Source organism: Streptomyces sp. NPDC048696, assembly GCF_043198895.1.
In the GTDB taxonomy this organism is placed as follows: Bacteria; Actinomycetota; Actinomycetes; order Streptomycetales; family Streptomycetaceae; genus Streptomyces.
Map to the genome: position 1 here is coordinate 95,520 of NZ_JBICVJ010000011.1, position 25,999 is coordinate 121,518.

General features: G+C 69.9%; 27 protein-coding genes, 2 pseudogenes and 1 riboswitch. Of the genes and pseudogenes, 12 read left to right on the forward strand and 17 right to left on the reverse strand.

Going from position 1 to position 25,999, the window contains the following annotated elements:
* Window positions 1-389: 389 nt before the first annotated feature.
* Window positions 390-998 (reverse strand): TetR/AcrR family transcriptional regulator, encoded by a 609-nt coding sequence (locus ACGFRG_RS23610; protein WP_393266845.1) that lies wholly within the window; start codon window positions 996-998, stop codon window positions 390-392.
* Here ACGFRG_RS23610 and ACGFRG_RS23615 point away from each other — a divergent pair.
* Window positions 997-2,289: an amidase gene (locus tag ACGFRG_RS23615; protein WP_393266848.1), complete on the forward strand. Its 1,293-nt coding sequence runs from the start codon at window positions 997-999 to the stop codon at window positions 2,287-2,289. The genes ACGFRG_RS23610 and ACGFRG_RS23615 overlap by 2 nt on opposite strands.
* A 203-nt stretch (window positions 2,290-2,492) precedes the next feature.
* On the opposite strand, the gene ACGFRG_RS23620 is transcribed toward ACGFRG_RS23615, so the two are convergent.
* Window positions 2,493-3,797: a glycine-rich protein gene (locus ACGFRG_RS23620; protein ID WP_393266851.1), complete on the reverse strand. Its 1,305-nt coding sequence runs from the start codon at window positions 3,795-3,797 to the stop codon at window positions 2,493-2,495.
* Between the two features lie 767 nt (window positions 3,798-4,564).
* On the opposite strand from ACGFRG_RS23620, the gene ACGFRG_RS23625 reads away from it, so the two are divergent.
* Window positions 4,565-4,780: a DUF6243 family protein gene (locus ACGFRG_RS23625; RefSeq protein ID WP_361424125.1), complete on the forward strand. Its 216-nt coding sequence runs from the start codon at window positions 4,565-4,567 to the stop codon at window positions 4,778-4,780.
* 139 nt (window positions 4,781-4,919) lie between these two features.
* Here ACGFRG_RS23625 and ACGFRG_RS23630 read toward each other — a convergent pair.
* From ACGFRG_RS23630 to ACGFRG_RS23655, 6 genes and pseudogenes are all read right to left on the reverse strand, one after another.
* Window positions 4,920-5,072: pseudogene (locus ACGFRG_RS23630) on the reverse strand (site-specific integrase); the annotation flags it as partial.
* Between the two features lie 62 nt (window positions 5,073-5,134).
* Entirely contained in the window at window positions 5,135-6,703 is a 1,569-nt protein-coding gene (locus ACGFRG_RS23635) for a hypothetical protein (protein WP_393266854.1), read from the reverse strand.
* A gap of 621 nt (window positions 6,704-7,324) precedes the next feature.
* The gene (gene aspA, locus ACGFRG_RS23640; RefSeq protein WP_361424119.1) at window positions 7,325-8,737 is read right to left on the reverse strand and encodes an aspartate ammonia-lyase; all 1,413 of its coding nucleotides are present in this window, start codon (window positions 8,735-8,737) and stop codon (window positions 7,325-7,327) included.
* A gap of 40 nt (window positions 8,738-8,777) precedes the next feature.
* Window positions 8,778-9,782: an asparaginase gene (locus ACGFRG_RS23645; protein ID WP_393266857.1), complete on the reverse strand. Its 1,005-nt coding sequence runs from the start codon at window positions 9,780-9,782 to the stop codon at window positions 8,778-8,780.
* Between the two features lie 26 nt (window positions 9,783-9,808).
* On the reverse strand, window positions 9,809-11,266 hold the full coding sequence (locus tag ACGFRG_RS23650) for an amino acid permease (RefSeq protein WP_393266860.1): 1,458 nt from the start codon (window positions 11,264-11,266) through the stop codon (window positions 9,809-9,811).
* A complete protein-coding gene (locus ACGFRG_RS23655) occupies window positions 11,263-11,940 on the reverse strand; it encodes a FadR/GntR family transcriptional regulator (RefSeq protein ID WP_361424500.1) in 678 nt (225 codons plus the stop codon). Before ACGFRG_RS23655 ends, ACGFRG_RS23650 begins: the two co-directional genes overlap by 4 nt.
* 538 nt (window positions 11,941-12,478) lie before the next feature.
* Window positions 12,479-12,652: riboswitch (M-box (ykoK) riboswitch) on the forward strand.
* Between the two features lie 316 nt (window positions 12,653-12,968).
* On the opposite strand from ACGFRG_RS23655, the gene ACGFRG_RS23660 reads away from it, so the two are divergent.
* The 6 genes from ACGFRG_RS23660 (at window position 12,969) to ACGFRG_RS23685 (ending at window position 16,603) form a co-directional block, all read left to right on the forward strand.
* Entirely contained in the window at window positions 12,969-14,612 is a 1,644-nt protein-coding gene (locus ACGFRG_RS23660) for an NRAMP family divalent metal transporter (RefSeq protein WP_393266863.1), read from the forward strand.
* Window positions 14,613-14,680: 68 nt separating this feature from the next.
* Window positions 14,681-15,052 (forward strand): glyoxalase, encoded by a 372-nt coding sequence (locus tag ACGFRG_RS23665; protein ID WP_393266866.1) that lies wholly within the window; start codon window positions 14,681-14,683, stop codon window positions 15,050-15,052.
* Window positions 15,053-15,171: 119 nt separating this feature from the next.
* Window positions 15,172-15,414: a hypothetical protein gene (locus ACGFRG_RS23670; protein WP_393266868.1), complete on the forward strand. Its 243-nt coding sequence runs from the start codon at window positions 15,172-15,174 to the stop codon at window positions 15,412-15,414.
* 55 nt (window positions 15,415-15,469) lie between these two features.
* A complete protein-coding gene (locus tag ACGFRG_RS23675) occupies window positions 15,470-15,739 on the forward strand; it encodes a hypothetical protein (RefSeq protein ID WP_393266871.1) in 270 nt (89 codons plus the stop codon).
* A gap of 46 nt (window positions 15,740-15,785) precedes the next feature.
* Window positions 15,786-16,154, forward strand: a complete 369-nt coding sequence (locus tag ACGFRG_RS23680; protein WP_393266874.1) for a VOC family protein — start codon at window positions 15,786-15,788, stop codon at window positions 16,152-16,154.
* 56 nt (window positions 16,155-16,210) lie between these two features.
* Window positions 16,211-16,603 (forward strand): winged helix-turn-helix domain-containing protein, encoded by a 393-nt coding sequence (locus ACGFRG_RS23685; RefSeq protein WP_393266877.1) that lies wholly within the window; start codon window positions 16,211-16,213, stop codon window positions 16,601-16,603.
* Here the strand turns inward: ACGFRG_RS23685 and ACGFRG_RS23690 are convergent.
* Window positions 16,567-16,824: an ArsR/SmtB family transcription factor gene (locus tag ACGFRG_RS23690; protein WP_393266879.1), complete on the reverse strand. Its 258-nt coding sequence runs from the start codon at window positions 16,822-16,824 to the stop codon at window positions 16,567-16,569. The two genes, ACGFRG_RS23685 and ACGFRG_RS23690, sit on opposite strands and share 37 nt — an antisense overlap.
* 350 nt (window positions 16,825-17,174) lie before the next feature.
* Between ACGFRG_RS23690 and ACGFRG_RS23695 the strand changes: the two genes are divergently transcribed.
* Together ACGFRG_RS23695 and ACGFRG_RS23700 are read left to right on the forward strand one after the other, a co-directional pair.
* On the forward strand, window positions 17,175-17,957 hold the full coding sequence (locus tag ACGFRG_RS23695; protein WP_393266882.1) for an MgtC/SapB family protein: 783 nt from the start codon (window positions 17,175-17,177) through the stop codon (window positions 17,955-17,957).
* 431 nt (window positions 17,958-18,388) lie between these two features.
* Entirely contained in the window at window positions 18,389-18,838 is a 450-nt protein-coding gene (locus ACGFRG_RS23700; RefSeq protein ID WP_393266885.1) for a hypothetical protein, read from the forward strand.
* 11 nt (window positions 18,839-18,849) lie between these two features.
* On the opposite strand, the gene ACGFRG_RS23705 is transcribed toward ACGFRG_RS23700, so the two are convergent.
* The 7 genes and pseudogenes from ACGFRG_RS23705 to ACGFRG_RS23735 all read right to left on the reverse strand — a co-directional run bounded on the left by ACGFRG_RS23705 (window position 18,850) and on the right by ACGFRG_RS23735 (window position 24,033).
* Complete coding sequence (locus ACGFRG_RS23705; RefSeq protein WP_393267228.1) at window positions 18,850-19,065, reverse strand: AAA-associated domain-containing protein; 216 nt, start codon at window positions 19,063-19,065, stop codon at window positions 18,850-18,852.
* 62 nt (window positions 19,066-19,127) lie between these two features.
* A pseudogene (locus ACGFRG_RS23710) lies at window positions 19,128-19,526 on the reverse strand (AAA-associated domain-containing protein); the annotation flags it as partial.
* The gene (locus tag ACGFRG_RS23715) at window positions 19,469-19,702 is read right to left on the reverse strand and encodes a hypothetical protein (protein WP_393266887.1); all 234 of its coding nucleotides are present in this window, start codon (window positions 19,700-19,702) and stop codon (window positions 19,469-19,471) included. The gene ACGFRG_RS23715 and the pseudogene ACGFRG_RS23710, both read right to left, overlap by 58 nt.
* A 114-nt stretch (window positions 19,703-19,816) precedes the next feature.
* Window positions 19,817-20,629: a class I SAM-dependent methyltransferase gene (locus tag ACGFRG_RS23720; protein WP_393267231.1), complete on the reverse strand. Its 813-nt coding sequence runs from the start codon at window positions 20,627-20,629 to the stop codon at window positions 19,817-19,819.
* 404 nt (window positions 20,630-21,033) lie between these two features.
* A complete protein-coding gene (locus ACGFRG_RS23725) occupies window positions 21,034-21,318 on the reverse strand; it encodes a DUF3027 domain-containing protein (protein WP_361424085.1) in 285 nt (94 codons plus the stop codon).
* 112 nt (window positions 21,319-21,430) lie between these two features.
* Window positions 21,431-22,582, reverse strand: a complete 1,152-nt coding sequence (locus ACGFRG_RS23730; RefSeq protein WP_393266890.1) for a transposase — start codon at window positions 22,580-22,582, stop codon at window positions 21,431-21,433.
* Between the two features lie 578 nt (window positions 22,583-23,160).
* Window positions 23,161-24,033 (reverse strand): helix-turn-helix domain-containing protein, encoded by an 873-nt coding sequence (locus ACGFRG_RS23735; protein ID WP_393266893.1) that lies wholly within the window; start codon window positions 24,031-24,033, stop codon window positions 23,161-23,163.
* 563 nt (window positions 24,034-24,596) lie between these two features.
* Here ACGFRG_RS23735 and ACGFRG_RS23740 point away from each other — a divergent pair.
* Together ACGFRG_RS23740 and ACGFRG_RS23745 are read left to right on the forward strand one after the other, a co-directional pair.
* Complete coding sequence (locus tag ACGFRG_RS23740; protein ID WP_361424079.1) at window positions 24,597-24,827, forward strand: hypothetical protein; 231 nt, start codon at window positions 24,597-24,599, stop codon at window positions 24,825-24,827.
* 13 nt (window positions 24,828-24,840) lie between these two features.
* Complete coding sequence (locus ACGFRG_RS23745; RefSeq protein ID WP_361424494.1) at window positions 24,841-25,191, forward strand: hypothetical protein; 351 nt, start codon at window positions 24,841-24,843, stop codon at window positions 25,189-25,191.
* 162 nt (window positions 25,192-25,353) lie between these two features.
* Here the strand turns inward: ACGFRG_RS23745 and ACGFRG_RS23750 are convergent, their stop codons facing one another.
* A complete protein-coding gene (locus ACGFRG_RS23750) occupies window positions 25,354-25,926 on the reverse strand; it encodes an ATP-binding protein (RefSeq protein ID WP_393266895.1) in 573 nt (190 codons plus the stop codon).
* Window positions 25,927-25,999: the final 73 nt, after the last annotated feature.

Here is a 25,999-nt window from a genome sequence, read left to right on the forward strand (position 1 = left end):
TGCCGCGGCGTCTGGTTCCCGATGAACTCTGGGAGCCGGCCGTCCCGTTGCTGCCGTCGTTCCTAGCCCGACCGCAAGGTGGTGTGACCGCTCCGGTGACGAGCGGGCCGTGTTCACCGTGTTCACGGCAGTGGTGTTCGTGCTGACCGGCGGCTGTGCCTGGCGGCATCTGCCGCGGACGTTCGGCACGTCGCCCGCCCCACCGCGCATCGCCGCTTCACGGTATGGACCGAGGCCGGCCTGTGGCGTCGGCTGCATCGCGCGGTGGCTCGCTCACGGACTCGAAGCGCGGGGGGGCGAGCCGAAGCTCACCGCCGGCCGGCCGTTGGCCGAACCTCACCGCCGGCCGGCCGCTTCACCACATCAGGATCCCTGCGTGGTGCGATCCTTCACGGGGCAGCCTTGAGCGGCGAGTGGCGGTCCAGGACGGCCTCGACGATCCTCATGAGCGGCTCGGCCCCGTGCTCGATGCTTCTGTTCTGGGCGCTCACCTGGGCTCTCTCAAGGGCGAAGGTGATCTCCGTGGCTGCCTCGTCCGGATCGGCCAGTCCGGCGCGGGCGCACAGGTCGGCGATCCGGCGCACCTGGCCGGCTTTGTGGGCTTCGATCAGCTTGCGTGCCGGGTGGGTGCGGTCGGGCAGTTCCGCGATGGAGTTGATGAACGGGCAGCCCCGGTGGGAGATCTCGGGAAGCCCGTCGGCGATGAACCGAGCGATCCCCAGGATCTGCGCCCGGGGATCGTCGGGGTGTGAGGCCTCCGCCTGGTCGAACGCGGCGGCGTAGTCGGCCGCGACGATGCGGAGCCATTCCTCGACCAGTGCGTCCTTGGTCGCGAAATGGCGGTACAGCGCCATCTTGGTGGTCTCGGCCCGGCTGGCGATCGCCTGGACACCCACCGCCTTGATCCCCTCACGCGAGAAGAGTTCCTCCGCCGCGTCGAGGATTCGCTCCCGGGGCGGCAACTTGGCCACCCTGCTCTGCCTGCTGGCTCTCTCCATGCCCGCCATACCGCCCCTCGTCGGTCCGGTGGGGCGTTGCATCGCCATAAAGGACCTCGCAGTCGCGATGGCGGGCAAGCGGGTGGAGTCGGGCAGCCGTATCGCCGCGGGAAACGTCGCCGGGGCCGACTCATCGCTCATGGCGCGCTTCCGCCGCGCCGGGCTGGTCACGCTCGGACGCACGGCGACCCCGGAGTTCGCGTACAGCACCACCACGGAAGGCGTCCTGTACGGCGCCACCCGTAATCCCTGGGACCCGACCCGCACTCCTGGCGGCTCCAGCGGCGGCTCGGGAGCCGCCGTCGCCGCGGGCATCGTCCCGATCGCGCATGCCACCGACGCGGCCGGCTCCATCCGTGTCCCCGCCGCCAGCAACGGTCTGTTCGGACTGAAGCCGACCCGTGGCCGGGTGTCCATGGGCCCCGACGCGGACGAGGTCTTCAACGGGCTCGCCGTCCACGGTGTCCTCAGCCGCTCGGTACGCGACAGCGCCACGCTGCTGGACCTCGTCCAGGGCCCCGAGACAGGCGACCCCTATGCCGCCCAGCAGCCGGAGCGGCCCTACGCGCAGGAGACCCACCGCTCCCCGGGCAGGCTGAGGATCGGCGTCCTCACGCGGCCATGGGGCGCTCGGGCTGTCGACGCCACGATCGTCGATGCCGCACTCCGCTCCGCGGTCCTCGCCGAGTCCCTGGGGCACCGGGTCGAAGAGGTCCAGGTCGGCCTGGGCATCGACTGGCAGGAGTTCATCCTGGCCAATGCCCGCCTGTGGAGCACCAATCTGGTGACGTGGATCGACGCCTTCGCCGCGGCCTTCGAGCGGCCCGTCGACGCCACCACCGTCGAACCCGAGATGCTGGCCAGTTACGCCTACGGACAGCAGGTCAGCGGGGCCGAGTTCGTCCACGCCCTCGCGATGCGCAACAGCGTCGCGCGCGCGATCGGCCAGTACTTCGCCGAGTACGACTTGCTGCTCACCCCGACGCTGCCCGAACTGCCCATCCTCCTCGGCACGTACGCCGAGGGCGCCGAAGGCGCCGACGGTCTCGGCTGGCTCAGGCAACTCTTCCACCGCTCGCCCTTCACCGCCGCGTTCAACGTCGCGGGCACCCCCGCCATGTCCGTCCCCCTGGAGACCGACCCCGCCACGGGGCTCCCCATCGGCATCCAGTTCGCCGCGGGATACGGACGCGAGGACGTCCTCTTCCGCGTCGCCGGTCAGCTGGAGCAGGCCGCTCCCTGGGCGCACCGGACCCCTGTCGTGTGGGCGGGCCGTCACGACAACACCTGACCGCCCGCCTGCCCCGGCACGACGACGGGCCCCGGGCCGAAGACCGACCGTGTCATCCCGATCGCCCTGCTCACCCCGCACGACTGACCCGACCAACCGCGCGACAACGACGGGGTCTTTGGCGGGCAGAACGGCCGTGTCCGGATCGACCCAACGGAATGTCACCTTCCCACTCGGGGTGGACCCGGTGCGCCTCCGGGATGTCAGGAACAGGTGGTCAGGAGGATGGAGACCACAGTGCAGTCGGCCGTGTCACTGTCGTTGGCGGCGTTGGGGTCGGTGGGCGTGGACGCGGTGCGTGCGCCGGTCACCGACACGCGGCCCAGCGAGAGCAGATGCAGGGGGATGTCGAAGGACTTGGTCGCGCCGGCACCGCTGGCTATCGCCTCGTAAGTGCAGGTGACGGTTCCCGGGCTGCTGGTGCATCCGGCGGACAGGCCGGTCGCGGTCGTTCCTCGGGGCAGGGACGCGGTGATCGTGGCCGAGGCGGCTGCGTCCGGGCCGGTGTTGTCGGCCGTCAGGTTGTAGCGGAGGTAGGGCACCAGGATGCCCAGGCGCGGCTGGGCTGTGACGTGCACAGCGATGTCCGCGACGGCCGGGGCGTACGTGATGTTCACCGAGCCGTCGCCCGAGCGCACACCGCTGTGGAAGACCGTGCCGGCCGGACCGTACCCGCTGCCTCCGCCGCCGCCCGCTGAGCCGACGGTGCCGGAGGGGCTGCTCATGATGCCGCCGCCTCCTCCGCCACCGAACCAGCCCCCGCCGCCGCCTCCTCCACCTGCACCGCTGGCGCCGGCGCCGCCCGTGCCTGCGAGGCCCAAGGCTCCGCCTGCCGCGGTTCCGGCGCCGTTCGCGCCGAGCCCACCGGCCCCGCCGGCACTGGCGGTTCCCGCCCCGCCACCTTGTGCCCCGTCGCTCCCGTTGGCGCCGGCGGTACCGCTGATGCCGCCCCCGCTGCCGCCGGCCCCACTGACGGCGCTGCCGATCCAGTTGCCTCCGCCTCCGCCACCACCGGCCACCAACAGCCTCTCGCTCAGGCCGTTGCCGCCCTGGCGTACGTCTGAGGCGCCTCCTCCGGCGCCGCCGTCGACGGTGCGGTCACCGCCCGCACCTGCGGCGCCCGAGCCGCCGAAGCCGCCCGAGCCACCGACGTTGATCTGCAGAACCTGCCCCGGCGTGACAGCGAGCTGGCCCTGGGCCTCCCCGCCGAGTCCGCCCGTACTGCCGCCCTCGGGCCCGTTCTGGCCCTGGGCCCCGAAGGCGTCCACGCTGATCGCGTACACGTTGGCGGGCACGGTGAAGGACTGGGCGCTGCCGGTGTAGGAGAAGGTGACCGTCGTCGTCGCGGCCAGCGCCGGGGGCGATAGTGCGATCAGCCCGGCGCCGGCGAGCGCGAGCGCCATCGTGCCGGGCACAGCCAGTGTGGTCAGCCGCCTGGTCAGGCCGCCCCGGCGCGGCCGCGCTGTCGACGATCTGCTCTCGCCGACGCACGGAGTTCTGTGTGACATGGGGAAGGTCCCCTTTCATGAGGGCTGCGACCTTGCCCCGGCGGCCCCCCTCGGACCGGCTGGACGCGGCAGGCCGCCATGGCCCACCGCCCGCTCCTGCCCCAAGCATGAACGGACGCCGGCCCGGTGTTCCGTCCTCATCCGTGCTCCGCCCGTGGTCTTTCGGCCACGGCCCGCGCGGAGACGCTCAGGTGAGTCCGCTGCATACCGTTCACAGATCAACGAGCATGCCGCCCCGGAACCCGGGCCGAAAGGAGTCAACAGGCCACAGTCCTGGCCGACTGGCCCACGCCGCGCGCCCTGGCTCCCACGCCACAGGCAGCCGACCCCGCTCAGTTGCCGGGAGTCTCGCGAAATGCCCTGGCCGAAATGCGCTCCCGGGCACCCGGGCAGCGCCTCAGCAACCACCTAGCAGCGGATGCCGTACGGATGTGGACGCCTTCCCGCTGGTCCGCCCTCCATCGCCCGCGGACCGAGCGAGCGGAGTACGGCAAGCCAGCACCGCCCGGACCGCTTGGGACCGGCGGAGGCGTGGGCGACGCGCAACCGGGAGTGCCGAGGGCCCCGCCCTTGGTGCGGGCGCCTATGGGCCCCAAAAGGTGTGGTGCGCGGGGCCGACGGAACCATGTAACGTCTTGGTCATGTTCTTCCAGACGCCGATTTACGAGTGAGCGCGTGACGGGCCCCTGCTGACGTCCTGCGACGTCGCCGCGCCCGCCCCCACCGATGAATCCGTAGATCACTTCACATCATTACCGGGAGAACCCATGACCGTGAGCAAGAACATCAACAACCCCGTGGGCCAGGGCGGCGGCCAGCGCAAGAAGCTGTCCCGCGCCGAACGCCAGAACAACGGCCCGCACCGTAACCTCGACCGCCGGAGTGCCGCCGAACAGAAGGCGGAGCTGGTGCGCAAGATGCGCGAGAAGGCAGGCGCAGCCGAGGGCGACGGGCAGACGGGCGCCGACACCGCACAGAGCTGACGCACCGCCGCCGCAGGGCGGCATCGAATCTCGTATCCTCCGCCAGCTCGAAGGGGCTGCACCGCTCAGCGGTGCAGCCCCTTTGGCGTTCACAGTCTCAACGACCTGCCTCCGGGGGCTGCGCCTGGTCCTTCGCGTCCTGCATCGCCACCCGCTGGGGGACGCCGAGAATGAGCAGCACCGTGGCCGCCGTATGGCGGGCACCGTGGAACCGACCGTCCCGCAGCCTGGCATCGGCAAGCAGCCGCTTCCACGTGCCGTAGTCGGTGCTCGGTACCAGCGGAGCACCGAGCCACGGCCTCGACCGCCGCCGTTGGCCCGCTTCGATCCGACGGAAAAGGCCTGGGCCGAGACTTACTCCGGATCCTCGCGCAGCTTGCTGCCGGAGGTGGACGGTGTCTGGTTGCCTGACTTCGGCGGCCACTCGTAAGCGGGGAGCCTTCGGTGCAGGGCGCGTCCGGTCCCCCCTTGCTTGACCTCGTACGTGGCGGCTCGGATCGTGCCGAAGGAGACCTCGCTGTCCCGCATCACGTCCACCCCCTCCACCCGGAAGGCGATCCATCCCGCTCCGGGCATAGGCCCTGACACCCAAGGGGTGACGACGCTGCGAACATTGGTCTCACCCGCCACGATGGTGCCCCGGTGCTTGTCCGGGTCGGTGATCTTCACTCCCGTGTCGGTGAAGGCAAGGCGGCTCTTCGTACCGTTGGGCCCCTCGACCCACTGCGCGGTCACGCTGTTCAGGGCCGCCGTGTGGGCCGAAACGGTACCCAACTGCTGGCTGCCGTCCTTGTGGACGGTGGTCCCGGACTTGGGGAACTCGATCCAGCCGTTACCGGCCGCGTGGTCGCCGACCCATTTGGTGTTGACGCCGTTGACGTCCGTGCGGTCAGCGGTGACGACGCCGAGGTCCGGGTTCGGGCCGTGGTAGACGTGGATGCCCGTGTCCGGGAAGTCGATCCAGCCGGAAGCGGCGGTCTGTCCCTTGACCTTGTCGGCCTTCACGTCGTGCACGTCGACAGTCCGGGCCTTGACCGTTCCCAGGACATGCTTGGGGTCGTCGGTCTCGACCTTCACGCCGTCCGTGGTGAAGGTGACCCGGCCCCTGTCCGTCGTCCCCTCGACCCACGGTGTGCGCGTGCCGCTCTCGAACTCGGGGATGCGGGCATGGACGGTGGTGGTGAGGAAGTACCCCTCCTGCACTTGCCCGCTGTTGTCGGCGGTCCCGGCCACGAGGGTGTACGTGGAGCCCCGCTTCAAGGGGCGGGTAGGCGTGTGGCTGTGGGGCCCGTACGGCACTGGAGTGGGCCGCACGGGCGGGTTGACGGGTTCCAAGGGCCCCCCGTCCGGATAGCGGATCCAGTACTTCAGGCTGTCCGGGCCGTCCCAGCGCAGGACGACGTTCTTGTCGGCTCCCACCAGGGACTCGTCCGCGCGGAAGTTCTGCGGGACCTGCGGCGTCTGCTTCACCACTGCGAGAGCGGTGCAAGAAGGATTCGTGCCCAGAGGCCCCCTGCCGGCGATCTCATGGATCACCAGGAGGGCCAGGCCCGCATGCTCGGAAACAGGGATGTTCTCCAGCTTCAGGACCAAGTACTCCTGTGCGGGCAACGTCATCAGCTGCTTCGAGCGGCGACTGAGCCGGAAACGGTTCCCGCTGTGCCGAGTGAACTCCGGGTCCTCCTCACCGGGCGGTGTCGCGTAGGGCTGGGTGAGACGCGGTTTGATCGCTGCGACCTTGTCCGTCAGCGCATCGCTGTCGTTGCCGGTCGGTATCACCACATCGATGTGCCGTACGCGTATGTCGATCAGGTGCGTATTGGAGATGACCACGTGCACCGCCCCGACGGACGGCGCCCCGGGGCGCGAGGCTTGAAGCGACGTCGGATCCGTGACGATCTGGTAGTGCAGCTCGGAGGGCACGGTAATGACTCCCTACCTTGGCTTCACACGACGCGGGCAGAAGACGCGCAGCGGACGCGGGGTATTGCTGCCGCCCCGCCCAGATCCTTCGAAGCCGCGCGCCCCGCCCGGGGACAAGTGCCAACAGACCTATCGACAGTAAGCAGCCCCGCCCGTCCGAACCCGGCGGTCCACTGGCTCTGGCTCGAATCGATCCCTGCCTGACCAGAACCCACACCGCGGAGGAAGCTGCCCCGCCCACGGCGGCCGGGGCCAGCCCCGAAAGGGCGCCGGCAACAGCACCCGCTGTACAGCAGCACAGTGCGGCGACCAAGCCGTCCAGCAGCTCCCACCACAGTTCTGGTTGCATTCACCGCTGTTCAGGGCCGTTCAGGATGCGGCCAACGAATCGCATCGCCGCAGGTCGGGACCCGTAGAGGCATCCCGGACGGCCCCGACCGCTCAGCGGCGGTCGGGGCCATCGTGTGCTCTGGTCGCAGCTTTGGTTGCATTGGTCCGGCGCCGTTCGGAGCCCGCGACCACCCGCAACTGGAAGCCGCTCGGCCGCGGTTTTCGTGCCGGCTGCACAGCAGTGGCTGGAAGAACGGCCCGGGGGGCGTTCCACCCGCTCGGCGGCCGGGGTCAGAGCTGCGGCGAACCGCTCCCCGCGAGCACCTCGGGCCGCAGCAGCCCCCGCAGCCGCTCGGCCGGCAAAAGGCCCTTCTCCAACACGAGTTCGGCGACGCCGCGCCCGCTGGCGAGGGCCTCCTTGGCAATGCCGGTGGCCGCCTCGTAGCCGATGTAGGGGTTGAGGGCGGTGACCAGGCCGATGGAGTTCTCCACGGCGGCCCGCAGTTCCGCCTCGTTCGCCGTGATCCCGGCGACGCACCGCTCGGCGAGGGTCAGGCAGGCGCGCTCCAGGTGCATGATGCTCTTGGAGAGGGAGTGCAGGATGACCGGCTCGAAGGCGTTCAGCTGGAGCTGCCCGGCCTCCGCGGCCATGGTGATGGTGACGTCGTTGCCGATCACCTCGAAGGCGACCTGGTTGACCACCTCGGGGATCACCGGGTTGACCTTGCCGGGCATGATGCTCGAACCGGCCTGCACCGGCGGCAGGTTGATCTCGTTCAAACCGGCGCGCGGCCCGGACGACAGCAGCCTGAGGTCGTTGCAGCTCTTGGACAGCTTGACGGCGACCCGCTTGAGCACGCCGGACATCTGCACGAAGGCACCGCAGTCCTGAGTGGCCTCGACCAGGTTGGCGGCCGTCACCAGCGGAAGGCCGGTGATCTCGGTCAGGTGGCGGCGCGCCGACTCGGCGTATCCGGCCGGGGCGTTGAGGCCCGTACCGATCGCCGTGGCGCCGAGGTTGATCTCCTGGACCAGCTCGACGGCCTCCGCGAGCCGGCTGCGGTCCTCGTCGATCATGACCGCGTACGCCGAGAACTCCTGCCCCAGTGTCATCGGCACCGCGTCCTGGAGCTGGGTGCGGCCCATCTTCAGGACGTCGCGGAACTCGACGGCCTTGCGGGCGAAGGCGTCCTGGAGCACGGCCATCGCCTTGAGCAGACCGCGCACGGCGAAGACCGTGGCGATCTTGACGGCGGTCGGGTAGACGTCGTTGGTGGACTGGCCGAGGTTGACGTCCTCGTTCGGGTGCAGGTGCTCGTACTCGCCCCTGGCGTGGCCGAGCAGCTCCAGCGCTCGGTTGGCGACGACCTCGTTGGCGTTCATGTTCGTCGAGGTACCGGCACCGCCCTGGATGACGTCGACGACGAACTGGTCGTGCAGCTTGCCGTCGCGGATCTCGCGGCATGCCTCGACGATGGCGGCGGCCTTCTTCGGCTCCAGCAGGCCGAGTTCCTCGTTGGCGAGGGCGGCGGCCTCCTTGACGGCGGCGAGGGCGTCGATCAGGTGCGGGTACGCGGAGATCGGCGTCCCCGAGATGGCGAAGTTCTCCTTGGCGCGCAGGGTGTGTATGCCCCAGTACGCCTCGGCGGGTACGTCGCGGTAGCCGAGCAGGTCGTGTTCGCTGCGGTGGGCTGCGGAGGTCATTGCTGTGTGGGCCTCTTTCGGAGGTGGACGATTCGCTCGGTCAGGCTTGCGTGGGGGAGAGCGGGTCGAGCGCATGGACCGGCCGGACGCTGCCGACCGGCTTGCCGCCGCCGAGCAGCGGTTCACCCGCGAACTCGGCGAGAGCCGCCCGGTCGATGCCGGCGCGGGCGAGGACCGCGGCAACGACCGGTATACGCGCCCGGTTCGCCCCGTCGGAGATCTTCACGGCGACGGCCCGGCCGTCCGGCAGGGCGGCGACCTGGACACCCTCGAAGCCGTCCTTGGTGAGGAGCCCGGGCACGGCGCGCATCAGCGCGGCGACGTCGCGCCCCGAGCCCGAGGCCATCTCGGCGTGCTCGCGCATCGCGTCGGCCACCCGGGCCTCCGGGGTGCCGGCCGGCGAGGTGGTGATCCGGGCCGCGGCACGCGCGAGCCCGTGCAGCGAGACGGTGAACAGGGGCGCGCCGCAGCCGTCGACGGTCACCTGGGCGATCGCCTGTCCTGTGAGGTCCTCGACGGTCTCGGCGATGGCCCGTTGGAGGGGATGGGCGGGGTCGAGATAGTCCTCCAGCGACCAGCCGTTGAGCTCGCAGGTGTACAGCATGGCCGCGTGCTTGCCGGAGCAGTTCTGCGCGAGCCGGGACGGCAGGCGCCCCTCGCGCACCCAGGTGTCGCGCACAACCGGGTCGTACGGAAGGTCCGGGACGTTGCGCAGGTCGTCCTCACCGACCCCGGCCAGCTCCAGGATGCGACGGGTGCCGACGAGGTGCGGTGCCTCGCCGGAGTGGCTGGCCGCGGTCAGCGACAGTAGCTCCCCGTCGAGCGGCAGCCCCGCCCGCACCATCGCCACCGCCTGCAGCGGCTTGAGCGCCGAGCGCGGGTAGAAGGCGGCCTCGATGTCACCGAGTTGGAGATCCACGGCGGAGTCGGCGCCGAGGAGGACGACCGAGCCGTAGTGGACGCCTTCGACGACTCCACCGCGGATGAGGTGGGCGACCGGGGCGTGGCGGGGCTCCCGAATCACAGGAGCCTGAGCCTGAGCCACCGGACTTCCGTACAGCACTGCGTGGTTCACACATTCACCTTGGAGGACTTCGTACGGGCGACCCGCCCGCGTACGCCGTACCAGCCGGCCACCAGGGCGGCCACGATCAGCGGCACGCACAGCACGGTGGTGCGGCTGGCGCCGCCGTCGGCGTACATCAGGACGAACACGGAGAGGAGGAAGCCGAGCGTGACGATCTCGGTCCACGGGGAGCCGGGCAGCCGGTAGCTCGGCCGGGACAGTTCGCCCGTCTGCGTCTTCCGCCAGAACAGCAGGTGGCAGAGCATGATCATGCCCCAGGTGGACAGGATGCCGATCGCCGCGAAGTTGAGCACGATCTCGAACGCGTCCGCCGGGACGACGAAGTTGAGGCCCACACCGAGGACGCAGATGCCGCTGGTGAGCAGGATGCCGCCGTAGGGGACCTGGGTGCGGCTCATCACGCCGGTGAACTTCGGTGCCGAGCCGGACATCGCCATCGAGCGCAGGATGCGCCCGGTGGAGTACAGGCCGGAGTTGAGCGAGGACATGGCCGCGGTGAGCACGACGAGGTTCATCACGGCGCCGGCCGCCGGGACGCCGATGTGGGAGAGGACCGTCACGAAGGGGCTCTGGCCTGCGGAGTACCTGTTCCAGGGCAGCAGCATCGACAGCAGGACGACCGAGCCGACGTAGAACAGGCCGACGCGCCACATGATCGAGTTGATCGCCTTCGGCAGGATCTTCTCGGGGTTCTCGGTCTCGCCCGCCGCGACGCCGACCAACTCGACGGAGGCGTAGGCGAAGACGACACCCTGGATGATCAGCAGCATCGGCAGCACGCCGTTGGGGAAGACACCGCCGTGGTCGGTGATCAGCGAAGGGCCGGGGGTGGCGCCGTCGACCGGGTGCCGGGTGACCAGCAGGAAGATGGCGATCGCCATGAAGATCACGAGGGCGCTGACCTTGATGATGGCGAACCAGAACTCCATCTCGCCGAAGATCTTCACCGAGATGAGGTTCACGGTGAGGACCACGGCCAGGGCGACGAGCGCGATCACCCACTGCGGGATGTCGGAGAACAGACCCCAGTAGTGGGTGTAGGTAGCCACGGCGGTGATGTCGGCGATGCCAGTGGTCACCCAGTTGAGAAAGTACATCCAGCCCGCTGTGTAGGCGCCCTTCTCACCGAGGAACTCCCGGGCGTACGAGACGAACGCGCCGGATGAGGGCCGGTACAGGACGAGTTCACCGAGCGCACGGACTACGAGGAAGGCGAAGACGCCGCAGACCGCGTACGCGATGAAGAGGGAGGGGCCGGCGTCGGCGAGGCGGCCGCCCGCGCCGAGGAACAGGCCGGTGCCGATGGCGCCGCCGATGGCGATCATGTTGACGTGCCGGGACTTGAGGGACTTGCTGTAGCCCGCGTCACCGGCGTCGATGTGACCGGACGGGGTGCGTATGTCCGCTTGATCGGACTCTTCCTGCAGGGACTGCTCGCTCACGCCTCGGGTCCGCCTTCCGTGGGGATGTCCGTGCGCGGGGGGCGCACGATGTCGGTGAGGGTCGTCTCGACGCGGTCGAGGTGGTGGGCCATGGCCTCCACCGCGTCGTCTTGGGAACCGTCCACCAGCGCCTCGACGATCGCCCGGTGCTCACGGTTGGACTGCTCGCGCCGACCGCCCAGCTCGTTGAGGAAGGCCGACTGACGGGCCAGCGCGTCCCGGATCTCCTCGATGATCCGGCGGAACACCGGGTTCTGGGCGGCCTCGGCCACGGCCAGGTGGAAGAGCGTGTCCATCGCGACCCACGCGGTGGTGTCGGTCTCCCGCTCCATCCGGTCCAGGAGGTGGGCCAGGTGATCGAGATTCTCCGGAGTGCGGCGCAGCGCCGCATAGCCGGCGACCGGGATCTCGACGTGTCGGCGCACCTCCAGCAGGTCGCTGGCCGCGTAGTCGCCGAAGGTGGGGTCCTCGATGGTGCTGGCGACGACGAACGTGCCCTTCCCCGTCTTGGAGACGGTCAGCCCCATGGTCTGCAGAGCCCGCAGGGCCTCGCGCAGCACGGGGCGGCTGACCTCCAGGGTGCGGCAGAGCTCCGCCTCGGAGGGGAGCTTGTCACCGATCACGTAGTCGCCGCGCTCGATGGCGCGACGAAGGTGGGTGAGGACCGCTTCCATGGCGCTGACACGCCGCAATCCCGTACCACCTGTCTGGCTGTCTGACAGGTTCACGGCAGTGATACTCCGGGTAATGGGACGTGACTGTCAAGGGGGCGGAAGCGGAAGCAGTCCCACTGAATCCAGCTGACCGCTGGCCTGGCCGGCGCGTGGGCTTGGCCCGTGACCGAGTCGCCGATGCCGTCACCCGACCGGGGGGCACGCCAGGATCGCTACGAAGCCGCGCCACGGGACTCCATCCACGCTCGGGACGCGCAGGTTTCTCGACGGCCGTTCCGAGTCCGAGCGTCGGCCCCGGTCATGGATTCGGTCTCAGTTCTGGTCTCGTTCATCGCCGTTCAGGCTGGTCCAGATGCCTCCCCAGCGACCAGCTGGCGTATGCCGCCCCTGGCCCTGCTGGAACGAGACGCAGGGCACCCACCGGCCGTCGGGACGTCACTGTCGACCATGGCCGACGTCACACCACCGCAGGGTCAAGAGCCCGACAAGAAGTTGCGCGATCACGCAAGGAAGGGGCTATCCTTCTGGAGGTTTGAAGAAGGCACCTCGTTCGGTGAGGCGTCTGCGCGGACACAGGCCACTGACCCCACGACGTCGAGAGACGCCCAGGGTCAGGACAGGTCTCCCCGACTTAAGGGGTGACCCCAAGTGGCTTCCTCTGTAGGGGGATTACGCCGTGCAGTGCCAAAGCTCTGACGAGTTGGGGTGAACCCGCCATCGGGGCGGGTCCGCTCCTTGCCGTGTCGTTCGGCGCCCGCGTGCGCCCCGGCCGGGAGGAGGCGAGGGAAAGTCATGGATTGCAGTTGTAGTAGTCCGGGCCACAGTCGGCCCCGTATCCGTATGACGTTGTTGACCTCGCTCGTCCTCGGCACGCGGTAACCACACTCACCCCACGCAGGCACCCGGTTCGCCCGGTACCCGTACGGCCCATGGCCGTCCCGGGTCCCCGGGCTGGTCCGGCGCGCCCGCGCGGAGTGTCCGCGTGCCCCCAATTCCTCCCCCTGCCCGGGGAGTTGGGAGGCTCATTCATGACCACCGCACCCACCACCCCGAAGGTTCCGGCCCCGCGCTCGGCGGTCCTGGACGACGCCCACCTCGGTGACATCCGGGGCGCGCTCGGCACCATCAAGCAGCACGACAGCGGCGAACGCCGCACCCTGTCGGCCAAGTTGAAGACCCTGCTCGCGATAGTCGGGCCCGGCCTGATCGTGATGGTCGGCGACAACGACGCCGGAGCGTTCGCCACGTACGGGCAGGCCGGGCAGAACTACGGCACGCAGCTGCTGTGGACGCTCCTCCTGCTCATTCCCGTCCTGTACGTCAACCAGGAGATGGTGCTGCGTCTGGGCGCGGTCACCGGGGTCGGGCACGCCCGCCTCATCCTGGAGCGGTTCGGGAAGTTCTGGGGGGCGTTCTCCGTCATCGACCTGTTCCTGCTCAATGCCCTGACCCTGGTCACGGAGTTCATCGGGATCACCATGGCCGCCGGCTACCTCGGCCTGCCCAAGACCGGGTCGGTGATCCTGGCCGCCGCGATCATCATCGCCTCCGCGTTCACCGGCTCCTTCCGCCGCTTCGAGCGCGTCGCGATCGCCCTGTGCGCCGCCTCGCTGCTGCTTGTACCGCTGTACTTCATGATCCACCCGAAGTCGTCGCAGATGGCCCACGACTTCGTCGTCCCGGTCATCCCCGGTGGTAACGGCGAGCTGGCCACCGTGATGCTCCTGATCATCGGCATCGTCGGCACGACCGTCGCACCCTGGCAGCTGTTCTTCCAGCAGTCCTACGTCATCGACAAGCGCATCACCCCCCGGTTCATGAAGTACGAGAAGGCCGACCTGTGGATCGGCATCGCCATCGTCATCATCGGCGCGGCCGCCATGATGGGCCTGGTCGCCGCCGCGTTCGCGGGGACCGACGGGGTCGGGAACTTCGACGACACCGCGGGCCTGATCACCGGGATCGAGGCCAAGGCCGGCAAGGTCGCAGGCGTCCTCTTCGCCATCGCCCTGCTCGATGCCTCGATCATCGGCGCCTTCGCGGTGTCGCTGTCCACCGCGTACGCGATCGGCGACGTCTTCGGCATGAAGCACTCGCTGCACCGGGGCGTGCAGGGCGCCAAGGGCTTCTACGCCGTCTACGCCGGACTCGTGACTGCCGCCGCAGCCATCGTCCTCATCCCCGGCTCACCGCTGGGCCTGCTCACCCAGGGCGTGCAGACCCTCGCCGGAGTACTGCTGCCCTCAGCGTCGGTGTTCCTGCTGCTGCTGTGCAACGACAAGCAGGTGCTGGGGCCATGGGTGAACGGGCCCAAGACCAACGCGTTCACCGCGGCCGTCGTCGGGGTGCTGGTCTCCCTGTCGGTGATCCTGACCGCCTCGGTCCTGTTCCCGGACATCTCCTCGAACGCGATCCTCGACATCATGGCCGGCTGCGGTATCGCCGGGGTTCTGGCCGCCGGGTACTCCTTCACACGGCGGCGCACCGCCACCAAGGAGGACCCCATCGACCGCACCGGCCGGGAGAACTGGCGGATGCCCCCACTGCAGACGCTGGCCAAGCCGACCATGTCCACCGCCCGCAAGATCGGCATGGGCGCCCTGCGCACCTACCTCCTGATCGCGATGGTGCTGGTCGTCATCAAAATCGTCCAGGTTGCCCTCGGCCACTGAAATCGCTCCGGTCCCGGGTGGGTTGACCGCCACCTGGGCCCCACTCGCCGAACGGAGGTCCGTTCGTCATGCTCGCCGCACTCGACCACGTCCAGCACGCCGCCCCGGCCGGTTCCGAGGACGTCCTGCGCAGCTTCTACCTCACCGCACTGCAGATGATGGAGATCCCCAGACCCGCAGGGGTGGCCCGCCGCGGCGGCTGCTGGTTCGCCGCCGCCGACGGCGGCCACCTGGAGATCCACGTCGGGGTCGAGGACGGGTTCCGCCCGCCCCGCCGGGCCCACCCGGCCATCCGGGTGACCGGACTCGACGCCTTGGCCGCCCGGCTGGAATCCCACGGCGCGCCGGTGGTGTGGAACGCCAGCCTGCCGACCTGCCGCCGCTTCTACACCCAGGATCCGGTCGGTAACCGCCTCGAATCCCTCGAACCGCTGCCGTAACCGGGGGCGGTGGCGACCCCACGTCGTGTTCCACCCGGTCCGGGCCCTGGCAGTCCGGACAGGCCCTAGCCGCCGCCGTGCCCTGGCGGCGGTGTCTCCCGGGAGCCCGGAGGTTTGCGATGTCCCGCTCCACCCTCACCGTGCTGCGGCTGATCCTGGCCGACGAGACCGAACGCCCATACCTGCTCGACGAACCTGTGCCGTCCGCTCGTACGGCAGACACCGACCCTGTCCACGATCCCCGGGTCCACCTCGCCTACCTGCTGGCCCAGCAGGGCCACGACGCCGACTGGCTGGCCCGCTTCACCGGGCTGCCCCCGGTCGCCGCACGCGAGATCACGGCCGCCGCACGACGCCGCTGACCCGCTCTCAGCCACCCGTACTCGCCGCACCTTGCCGTTCACGGAGGTGACTTCCATGTCCGCACTCATCAACCACCCCATCCGGTACACCGGCACTGCCGCCCGGCCCTTCGCCCAGGGCCTGCTCGCCCTCTTCACCCGCGTCCTGCGGCGCCTGGCCGCCAGCCCGCTCGACCAGAGCGTGCTGCGCGCGGCCGCCCCCCACACCCCGCCACCGCAGCGGGCCTGGGCTTCCGCCCCCGCACGGCCGCACGCCCACTGGCGCACCGTCACCGCCCCCGACGGGCACCGCCACCTCGAATCCCACTGGCACCACGGCAACTGACCCGCCGACTTCGCGTCTGCGACGTCGCTTTGGAGGACTCCTTGCCATGCTGGCAACCCTGGACCACGTCCGGCTGACCGCCCTGGCCGGCTGCGAGCCATTGCTGCGCTCCTTCTACGCCGACCTGCTCGGCATGCGGGAGGTCACCGGCCCGCACATGCTCGCGGTGCGGGGCGGCTGCTGGTTCACCGGCGAACACGGCGGCGCCCAGCTCCACCTCGGCGCCGAAAGCCCCTACCACCCCGGCACCCGCACTCACCCCAGCCTGCGCGTGACGGACATCGACGCGCTCGCCGACCGGCTGCGCACCCACCGCGCACCCATCGTCTGGGACGGCCAACTCCCGGGCCACCGCCGGTTCTTCACCCTCGACCCGGCCGGCAACCGCCTCGAATTCCTCCAGCCCACGTGCTGACCATTCCACCATCGGCACCCCCTGAAGAACCCGCCATCGTCCCTTCCGGAGCGGACATGCCTCTGACCTACCGCCGCGCCCACCACTTGCACCCCGACTACCAAAACGGCACCAGCCCGCAGCCGCCGCACGCGCCCCAGCCCGCCCCGGGACTCGTCGTCGACCGCGACCGGCGCACGGTCACCGTCAGCGGCCGGCCACTGGACCTGCCCTACCTGCAGTTCGAGCTGCTGGCCCACCTGCTCGCGCATCCGCACCGAGTGCACACCCGCGGCCAGCTGATGAACACCGTCTGGGACAAGCCCCCGATCGGCGACCTGCGCACCGTCGACGTCCACATCGCGAGACTGCGCCGCGCCCTCGGCCCGGCCCACGCCGCCGCGATCACCACCGTGCGCCGGGTCGGCTACACCTACGTGCCCGAACTGGCCGGGCCCAGGGCCTCGTGATCGTCGTTCTCGCGGGCGTCGGTGAGGCGCCGCACGTCTGCCAGCAGACGCCGCACGCCTGCCGGGCCCATGCGGTAGTAGATGCGGGTGCCCTCCCGGCGCGGCGGCACGAGGCCCAGCGTGCGCAGCTGGGCCAAGTGCTGGGAGACCGCGGCGACACGGACCCCGAGCGGGTCTGCGAGCGTGCTCGCGGCCAGCTCCTGGCGGCTGAGCGGGGCCATCCCCGGCTCTCCTGTCACACCACCCCTTGCTCTTTATTGCGTAACCGTGCAAGTGTTGGGGTGTGCCGGTCGTCGACCTGCACGGACGGTTCCAGGGCCGCCGCACTGCGGCCTTGGCACCGCACCTCCCGCACCGGCCGCCAGGCCCACCGTGCCCGGCAGAGGAAGGGGGCGAGCAGCCATGGACGCCAGCAGTCCCGGCCACCATCGGCCACATTCCGTCCCGCTCCCGGGTACCCGGCCTCGTACGCCTTAGCGGCGTCCGCACGGCCCGGCCACCGTGCCCCGGGAGCAGTCCCGACTCCGTCCGCGCCGTGCCCCAGCGGCGGCGGGTTTCGAGGAGGTGCCCCGTGCACACCCTGACCACCACTGAATTCCTGCTGCGTCTGGCCACCGGTCTGGGCTGCGGTGCTTTGATCGGCATCGAGCGCCAGTGGCGTGCCCGGATGGCCGGGCTGCGCACCAACACCCTGGTGGCGCTGGGCGCCACCGCCTTCGTCCTCTACAGCGAGGCCGTCACCGACGCGGGCAGCCCCACCCGGGTCGCCTCCTATGTCGTCTCCGGCATCGGCTTCCTCGGCGCCGGCGTCATCATGCGTGACGGCGGCGGCATCAGCGGCCTCAACACCGCGGCCACCTTGTGGTGCTCGGCCGCCGTGGGTGTCATGGCCGCCTCCGGCCACCTCGCCTTCGCCCTGATCCTCGCCGTGGTCGTCCTGGCGGTACACGTCCTGCTGCGCCCGGCCGGACGCCTCCTCGACCACGCCCCCGCCGGCGGCACCGACCAGGACACCCACCTCCCCGCCACCGTGCACATCGAGTGCGACCGCAGCGAGGAAACCCACATACGCGCCCTGCTCCTGCAGGCGCTGACCGCCTCCGGGCTGCCCACCACCGGCCTGCGCGCCCGGCGCAGCGAGAACACCGCCGGTCTGCGTGCCACCGTCCTGGTCGACGGCGACGTCACCCGCGCACTGGAGCAGGTCGTGACCCGTCTCTCCTTGGAACCCGGCATCCGCGACCTGCACTGGCACCTCGACGCCACCGCCGACAACGACACCGGCCGCAACCAACCGGCCCTCGACCCCACTCCGCGGCCTTCCGCGGTCGACTACCGCTGTGCCGCCTGGTAGGGAAAGCGTGGAACCCGTGACCGCGATGCTCCGCCTTCCCCAGCAAGCGGGAGGGCGCTGCTCTGCTGGCCGTGCGTGGTCGTGACCGCCCACCCCGGAACGGGCCGACGTGCGCCTGGCCAGGCACCGATCGGGCTGCGGGCCCGCCGCGAGGACGACGACCAGACCACCGGGCTGCGTGCCACCGTCACCATCCCCGGCCAGGCCGAGGGCCCTGGGACAGGTCATCGCCCGACTCTCCCCGGAGGCGGCAATACATGACTCGCACTGGCACCTGGAGGACGAGGACACCGAGCGCGACCCGCGCCCCGTGTGCCGGCCTGATCACACGCCTGCAGGCCGCGTACGAATCCCGCAAGAGGACGGTCGGCCCAAGGACATCGGGCCCGCTTGCGGACCACGATGGAAGAGGGAAGAGGAGGAAGACGGCGATGAGGCCACTGCCCCACCCGCAGACCGGCGAGGGCGCCGTCGTGCTCGGCGTCCTGCTGTTGACCGTGTTGGAGATGACCGTGCTGGCCACCGCGCCGCGCGCCGACCGGCCGATCATCGCTGGCGCCCTCGTCGGAGCCGCCACCGCGGCCTTCGTCGTGGTCGCGGCCGTCATACACAGTCACCGCCGGGCCCGGCGACAGGCCAGACGACAGCTGGCCGAAACAGTCGACGGGTCGTGGTTCACCACTCGCGCCCTGGACGGCTTTCCCATGGACGCCGTCCGCCCGCTTCTGCTCACACCCGACGCACCCGGCTTGAACCGTCTCTACGCGGCGTGGATCTTCGCCACCCACGGGCACGACGCCACCTGGCTGGAACACAACCTCGACCTGCCCGCGGACCTCGCCCACCTGCTGGCCGACACCGCCCACCGGGAGCGCACCTGACGCACCCGGGTTTACAGGTAGGTCTGGGCTCCGGGTTCGAGGGTGAGCCGGCCGTCGTCGCGGTCGTAGTCGTACAGCTCGGCGTAGCGGCCCCAGTCGATGGCGGTCTCCAGCTGGTTGCGGGCGTCCTCGGCGGAGAAGCCGCGCCGGAGCAGGTCGAGGAAGAAGCCCTCGCGCAGGGTGTGGCCGTGGGTGGCGGCCAGGGCCTGAACGATAACGCGGACCAGGGGGGGGCGTGGTGGGCGGCGTGGCGGGCGAAGAGGTGCTTGCTGGTGAGGATGTCGGCGGCGGCGAACTCCCGCCCGGCGTCGGTGGTGGCGATGTCGGCGCCGTCGATGCGGGCGAGATCGAGCAGTACGGCGGTGTCCACCAGGGGCAGCAGGTCGTCGATCTCGAAGCTGAGCTCGTCGGCGATCTCGGCCAGGCCGTCGCGGCCTCCGCGGGCGACGAGGATCTCCAGCAGGCCGGCGAGCCCGCCGACGCTAACGTCCGGCAGTGGCGTGTTGGTCGGTGTCGGCGCGGGACGGGCGACGGCCACGGCGGGGACGGCCTCGACGGCTGCCGCGGCGGCCTCCTCGCGGCGCAGGTTCTCCGCGGTCAGTACGTCCAGGGCGGAGAAGGGCTCGTCCATCAGCAGGGCGTCCGGCTCGACGACGATGCCGCGGGCGAAGCCGACGCGCTGGCGCATGCCGCCGGACAGTTCCTGGGGTAGGCGGACTCGAAGCCGTCCAGCCCGATCAGGTCGATCGCCTTCAGCGCGCGCTCGCGGCGCTCTTCCTCTGCGACGCCCTGGGCCTTCAGCCCGAGTTCGACGTTCTGCCGCACGGTCAGCCACGGCAACAGGGCGAAGGACTGGAAGACCATCGCCACCCCCGGGTTGGCGCCGGTCAGCGGGGTGGCCTCCGGCCCCGCGTACCGGGTTCCTGGGAACGACTAATGGCTATCGGGGGAACCGGGACGTTCTACCGGAAGGGGGCTTTACCGGCGGACCGCCGAGACCAGTCCGCCGGGCTGTTCCTCGGGCCGCGGCGGGGTGTTGATCGGGCGGCCGTAGGCGGCGGCGCGCTCGCGCAGGGTGTGGGTGCTGGCCTCCCAGCCGTGCCCGGCCAGCCAGTCCACCGGGTCTTCGGGCATCTCCGAGAGCCACATGGACGCCGCCGATCCCGCGAGCGCTTCCGCGCGGAAGCGCTCGATCACGCCGCGCGGGCTCAGTGTCAGCCCCATGCGACTGCCCGGCGCCGACTGCGCGCCGATCCGGGCCAGCAGCAACTCCACCGCGTCCTCGGGCAGATAGATCAGCAGCCCTTCGGCGATCCATACGGTCGGCACGGTCGGGTCGTGTCCTGCGGCGGCCAGCGCGCCCGGCCAGTCATCCCGCAGATCCACCGCGACGGTGATTCGCTCGCAGCGTGCGACGGCGCGCTCCTGGCGCAGCACCGACGCCTTGAAGTCCAGTGGCGCGGCGGTATCGACCTCGAACAACCGGGTGCCTTCGGGCCAGTCCATCCGAAAAGCCCGGCTGTCCATGCCGGCGCCGAGCAGCACGACCTGCCGGACCCCGGACGCGGAGGCCTGCTGCAATACGTCGTCGAGGAACTTCGTCCTGACGACGATGGAGAACGACACGGCCAGTCGGCGGAGTTCCGCGGCCTCATCGGGCAGCGGCGGCGAGGAGGGGCCCAGCCCGCCGGCGGTGGCGAAGGCCTGTGCCAGTGGGTCGCGGAACAGCGGGTTCTCCCGCTCGGTCTCCAGCGCTCGCACCCTGGCCACTCCCACTGCGGTCGCCCACACTCCCGACGGCTGCACCTGCTCCCGATCGTCAGTCACCACGCCAGACTAGACGGTCGGTTCCCGGGGGTCCTGCCCGCCTTGGCTGTGCGAAGGGACCAAAGGCGCGGGGCGGATTGCGCAAGGTACCGCGGGGCCGTCCGCAGGGGTTTTTCTCCGAGTGGCACGCGACCTCGCTTCGGGCCATTCTCGCCGCTTGTCTCGCCGTCCGGGTGGGTGGAGCGAGGGGGCGGCACGGCGGTCTCGGGCGCCGTAGCCGCGTTCGCTGAGCCGGAGGGCCAGGGCGAGCGCGGCGGTGGACAGCAGCCAGGATGGCCCCGGCACTCTGGCGTCCACCCCGCCGAGCACGCAGCTGTGTACCGAGCTGGGCACCTACATGGCTCTGGCAAGAATTTCGTAGCCGTAGATCATCCGAAGGTGCCATCGTCGCGGACGGAGAAGTGTTCGCAGCCGTCGTGCTCGAAACGCACGCGCCCGTCGAACCGGGAGTTGGCGTGGGTGCAGACCCCCCAGTCCAGGCCCAGATCTCCACTCAGCGGGATCCAGAACCGGCATCCGCCGCACTGCTCGTCGAACCATTCATCCCGGTAGTCGGGGCTTCCCGTGGAGCGATTGAGCAGCAGCAACCAGCGTCTGTGGACGTCGTCGCCCGCATCTGCGTTGCCGTCCGTCTGCGGCCTGCCCGATGCCATCCGTTCCCCGCCCTCTCGCCGAAATCGCAGGGTCAAATCTGCACGGAACCAGTGCCCAGCCGCCAGTTGATTCCTGCGACCCGCAGGCCAACGGCCCAGTGTGTCGCAGACATCACCTGCAAGGGCCAGTCGGCTGGTCCGCGTAGCGGCGGCGGAGGTGGGCGATCAGAACGACGCGGTGGCGGAGGAGCGGAACGCCGGCGCGTCCGGCCATCAGGCGTTTCTGCAGCTTGACGTCGGTGATCCGGCCTTCGTTGACGCCGGAGCTGTAGGGGGTGGTGATTCCCAGGGCGACGGCATGCCGGTCTTCGTGAAGGGCTCCGGCGAGGCCGACGAGAGGGGTCAGACCGCTGTTGGTGAGGTCGTTCAGCCAGCCCGGAAGGGGTGTCGCGTCGCGGTTGCCGAGCATGGCGGCGAACCGGCGGACCAGGTCATGAGTCCGCCTCAGTTCCGGGCAGTGGTCGAGGAGCCGAGGCAGCCGCTCGCTGATGTGGAGGTTGCGGCGGTGCGGGTGGGTGGTGATCCAGCGGGCCGTTTCACGCGGTGACGGCGGGCGTTCGCGTGGTTCGTCCAGGGGCAGGCCCCGCCGGAGGGGTGCGACGGCCATCTTCACGCGCTGGTAGTGGCCGAGGTAGCCCTTCATCTGGAGTTCCTCGTGCAGGATTTTCGCACTGTGCTGGCCCTCGTCCCAGCGTTGCTGCAGGTAGTCGAGGTAGGGATCCAGGGCGGAGGGCTTGCGGGGCGGGCGGCGCATCACTTCGTGCCAGGTGTTGGCCCGGGCGTATTTGCCGACCGTGCGGCGGTCCAGGCCGAGCTCGCGGGCCACGGAACTGTGGCTCCGGCCGGTGCTGGTCACGGCCTGAACGGCCTCGAACAGTCTGCGGGCGTGCCGTGCGGCCCGACTGTCCTCCGCGTTGTTGCCAGCAGTCGCCTCGGCCGGTGCTGGATTGCTTTCGCCGGCCGGGGGCAGTGCGGCGGGCAGGCAGCCGCGGTGGGCGGAGGCAATGTCCTGGACGCGGCGGGGGAGGCCCTGCCAGAGGTGGAAGCGGTCGCTGACCTGCATGGCATCGGGGGCGCCGCCCGTGATGCCCTGCCGGTAGGTGAGAGAACCATCGCGGCAGGTGACCTCGACACCGGGGTGCTCGCGGAGCCACCGGCTGAGCTGCTCGGCGTCGCGTCCTTCCCAGAGGGTGAGCGGGAGGCGGGTGGTGGCGTCGACCAGGAGGGTGCCGTAGGTATCGCCGTAGAGCGCGAAGTCGTCCACCCCAGCACCCGCGGCGTCACCAGCGGCGGAAGCGGTACCCGCATCAGCTGGGACAGGACCGTGCATCGCGAGAGCTTGATGTTCAAGATGCGCAGCATCCGGGCACCTCCCCGGCCCGCCAGCACCACACCGACGTCCTCCACCAGGCGCTGCAGCTGTGGCGTCCGCCGCTGGTAGCGCACGGTCAGCCCCGCTGTCTGTTCGGCGAAGGTCACCTTCGGGCACGCTGCGTTTTCGCAGTACAGACGGCGTACGGACAAGTCGATGTGCACCGGCCGGCCCCCGAGACAGGCGTCGGCCAGACGCCGTACATAGCGGCTATGGCACCAATCGCTGAGCCAGCCGCATCCTGTACATGCCGCGGGAACACCGGACCTCGTGCGGGCGCGAACCACCACACCAACGTCAGAGACATCAACCGACACGACCAGTACATCAGCCAACTGCGGTAGCAGTGAGACCAGTTCAACAGGGCACAGTCACAGGCTGCCCGTGCTGCGGACCGGCTGACCGTATTACCGAGATGATCTTCACCTACGAAGTACTTGCCAGAGCCACTTTTCGCAGTACGCCGACAGTCAGGGGCGGTTCACCGCTTCGGTGTGTGACTTGATGGCGTCGGCGATGAGCTGGCGGGTGCTGTCAGGGTCGAGGGCCTGGGCCTGGAGGTGGGTGTACATCGCGCTGTAGGTCCGTACGTCGGCTGGCTTCTCCAGGTAGAGGTCGCTGGTGAACTGTTCCAGATACACCACCGGCGCCGCGGAGTTGTCGGCGAACCCCAGGATGGAGAACCGCCCCGACAGGCCCGGGTGAGCCCCGACGGCGTAGGGGAGGACCTGTACGGTGACGTTCGGCTCGGCGCCGAGGGCGTTCAGGTGCTCCAGCTGTTCCCGCATGATGTCGGGAGACCCGACGACACGGCGCAGGAGGGACTCATCCAGGACAGCCCACAGCCGCAGCCGGCCCGCCGGGTCGTAGATCCGGTGCTGCCGGCGCAGCCGCACCTTCAGGTGCGTGCCTGCCTCTTCGGCGGTGAGCAGGGGAATCGTTTCCCCGATGACCGCATGGGCGTAGGGCGGGGTCTGCAGCAGAGCGGGGATCATCAGGGGCTCGTAGGCGTGGATCGAGGCGGCGTCCGTCTCCAGGCCGATGTAGGCGCTCTGGGGGATGTCGCCGTAGGCATGCCACCAGCCCTGCCGCCCGGATTCGCTCGCCATCTCCACCAACGTCTCGATGACCTGCTGGTCCCTCACCCCATAGAGCGCGCACAGGTCGCGCACGTCGCGGGGACTGACCGCGCGGCGGCCGTTCTCCAGGTGGCTGATCTTGGGCTGGGAGACCATCAGCCGCTCGGCCACTTCGGTGCTCTTGAGCCCACTGGCCTGGCGGAGCCGGCGCAGCTCAGCCCCCAGGCGACGTCTCCTGATGGTGGGATTCATGCTCGCCGCCACGGGCGGGGTACCTCCGGTTCCACGTCATCGTTCTGATCCGCAGACTGCCACGGGAGAAGGCTTGCTGATCACGCGCCATACCGTCACGCTCGGCGCGAACCGGAGTGGACAGTGACGTTGTCATGTGCCGCCTCTATGTCCCGCCCCGCAAGTTCTGGCAGGCACGCTGCGGTTTCAGTGCTTTGTCGTGCGGGGTGAACAGTTCCAGCAGTTCCCGGACGGGCGCGTGTGCCTCTGCTGGATGGCGGAGGGTGCCGTCTGGGCACAGGACGTGGCGCGTGCGCCGTCCGTCGCGTTCGCGGCGCATGTAGCTGGTCTGTTCAAGGTCGGTGACGATGCTCTGCGCGGTGCGCCGACCACAATCCGCTTGCCTGCGCCCGGTGAACGGCCCCGTCCAGCTACCTCGACCGGACCGAGGCAGAGCGTGACACCTCCACCATCTGTGCTGCGCCTACGGCCTACGGCCTACGGCCTGCGGCCTGCGGCCTGGCCGGGGAGCGGACGGCGGCGGCCGAGGACGGTGCGCTGCCCATCGTCACCCCGACGCGATGCAGGTTGATGGCATGAAGATCAGCGATATGCGGATCGAACCGGGAACGGTCTACCGGATCCCTGACTATCCCGTGCTCGTACCTGTGGACTGGCACCCCAATGCGGTGGAGATGGAGCGGCAGTGCCATGAAGCTGTCGACGGTAAACAATTCCCCACCTTCCGCGTTCAGCTAATTCCCCAGTGCGCTGCTCCTCCTGTGGGACGCCAACCTCGCGCCTCGGGAACTTGGCTTGACGGCTGATCGTCTTCTGGACATGCCCCGTGTTCTCGTTCTCGGTATCGACCCACGTGCAGTGCCCGGTATGGATGGAGATGCCCTTCGAGTTGCCCTGGATCAGGAACTGGCCCGATTCGGCGAACACGCCATCGATGCGTCCATGACGCTGATCGAGCTGGATGAGTCGGCCGAGCCGACGATCGTTGCAGCACTGTCCGAGCACAGTTGGGACGTCGTTGTCATCGGGGGTGGGATCCGCAAGCCGGAACCTCTTCTGCAGCTCTTTGAGCAGATCGTGAATCTGGTCCGCCGTCACGCGCCGAAGGCGGCCATCGCGTTCAACACGAGCGGCGGCGACAGCGTCGAAGCAGCCAAGCGGTGGCTGTGAGTTAGAGCGTGTCGACGGCGTCTTGCCCAGGAGCTGTGGTCGCGTAATCCCCCAGCTCCTGGGGTAAGTTCGGCTACTTGGCCGGGGGCTCGACAGGTCCCTTCGGCCGTTTGTTGGGCTGGTAGCTGGGGCCGTTCATGATGACCTGGTGGCTGGCGTTGATCATCCGTCCAGGAGTGACTCGGCGACGACCGGGTTGGGGAAGAGGGGATACCAGTCGCTGGGAGCCCGGTTGCTGGTGATGATCAGGGGCCGGCCCTGCCGCTCGGAGACGAGTTCGTAGAGTTCGTGGGCCTGGGATGCGGACAACGGTCGCATGGCGAAGTCGTCGAGGATGAGCAGGTCGGGGCGGATGAGCTCGCGGATCCGCTTGTCGCAGGTGCGGTCCGCATGACCACCGGCGAGCTCCGCGAGGATGCGGCTGGTTTTGGTGAAGCGGACGTTGGCGCCCTGGCGGACGGCCTGGTGGCCGAGGGCCTGGGCGACGTGTGTCTTCCCGACGCCGACGGGTCCGAACAGAATGACGGACTCGCCGGAGTGGAGCCAGCGCAGGGCCGCGAGGTCGCGGATCTCGGCTGCGGGCAGCTTCGGGGAGGCGTTGAAGCCGAAGCCCTCCAGGGTGGCCTGCTGCTCGAACTTGGCCTTGCGCAGGCGGCGTTCGAGCGCGACGCGGGGGGACGTGCCGCTGCCCCCCCGGCGGCGCGGTTCCCAGAGCGCCCGGCCGGGGCTCTCCACTCAGTCCCGCGTCTGCGGGGTTGAGCTACGAAGGAGAGCCCCGGCCTCTGGCCGGGGCTCTTCTGTTTCACCC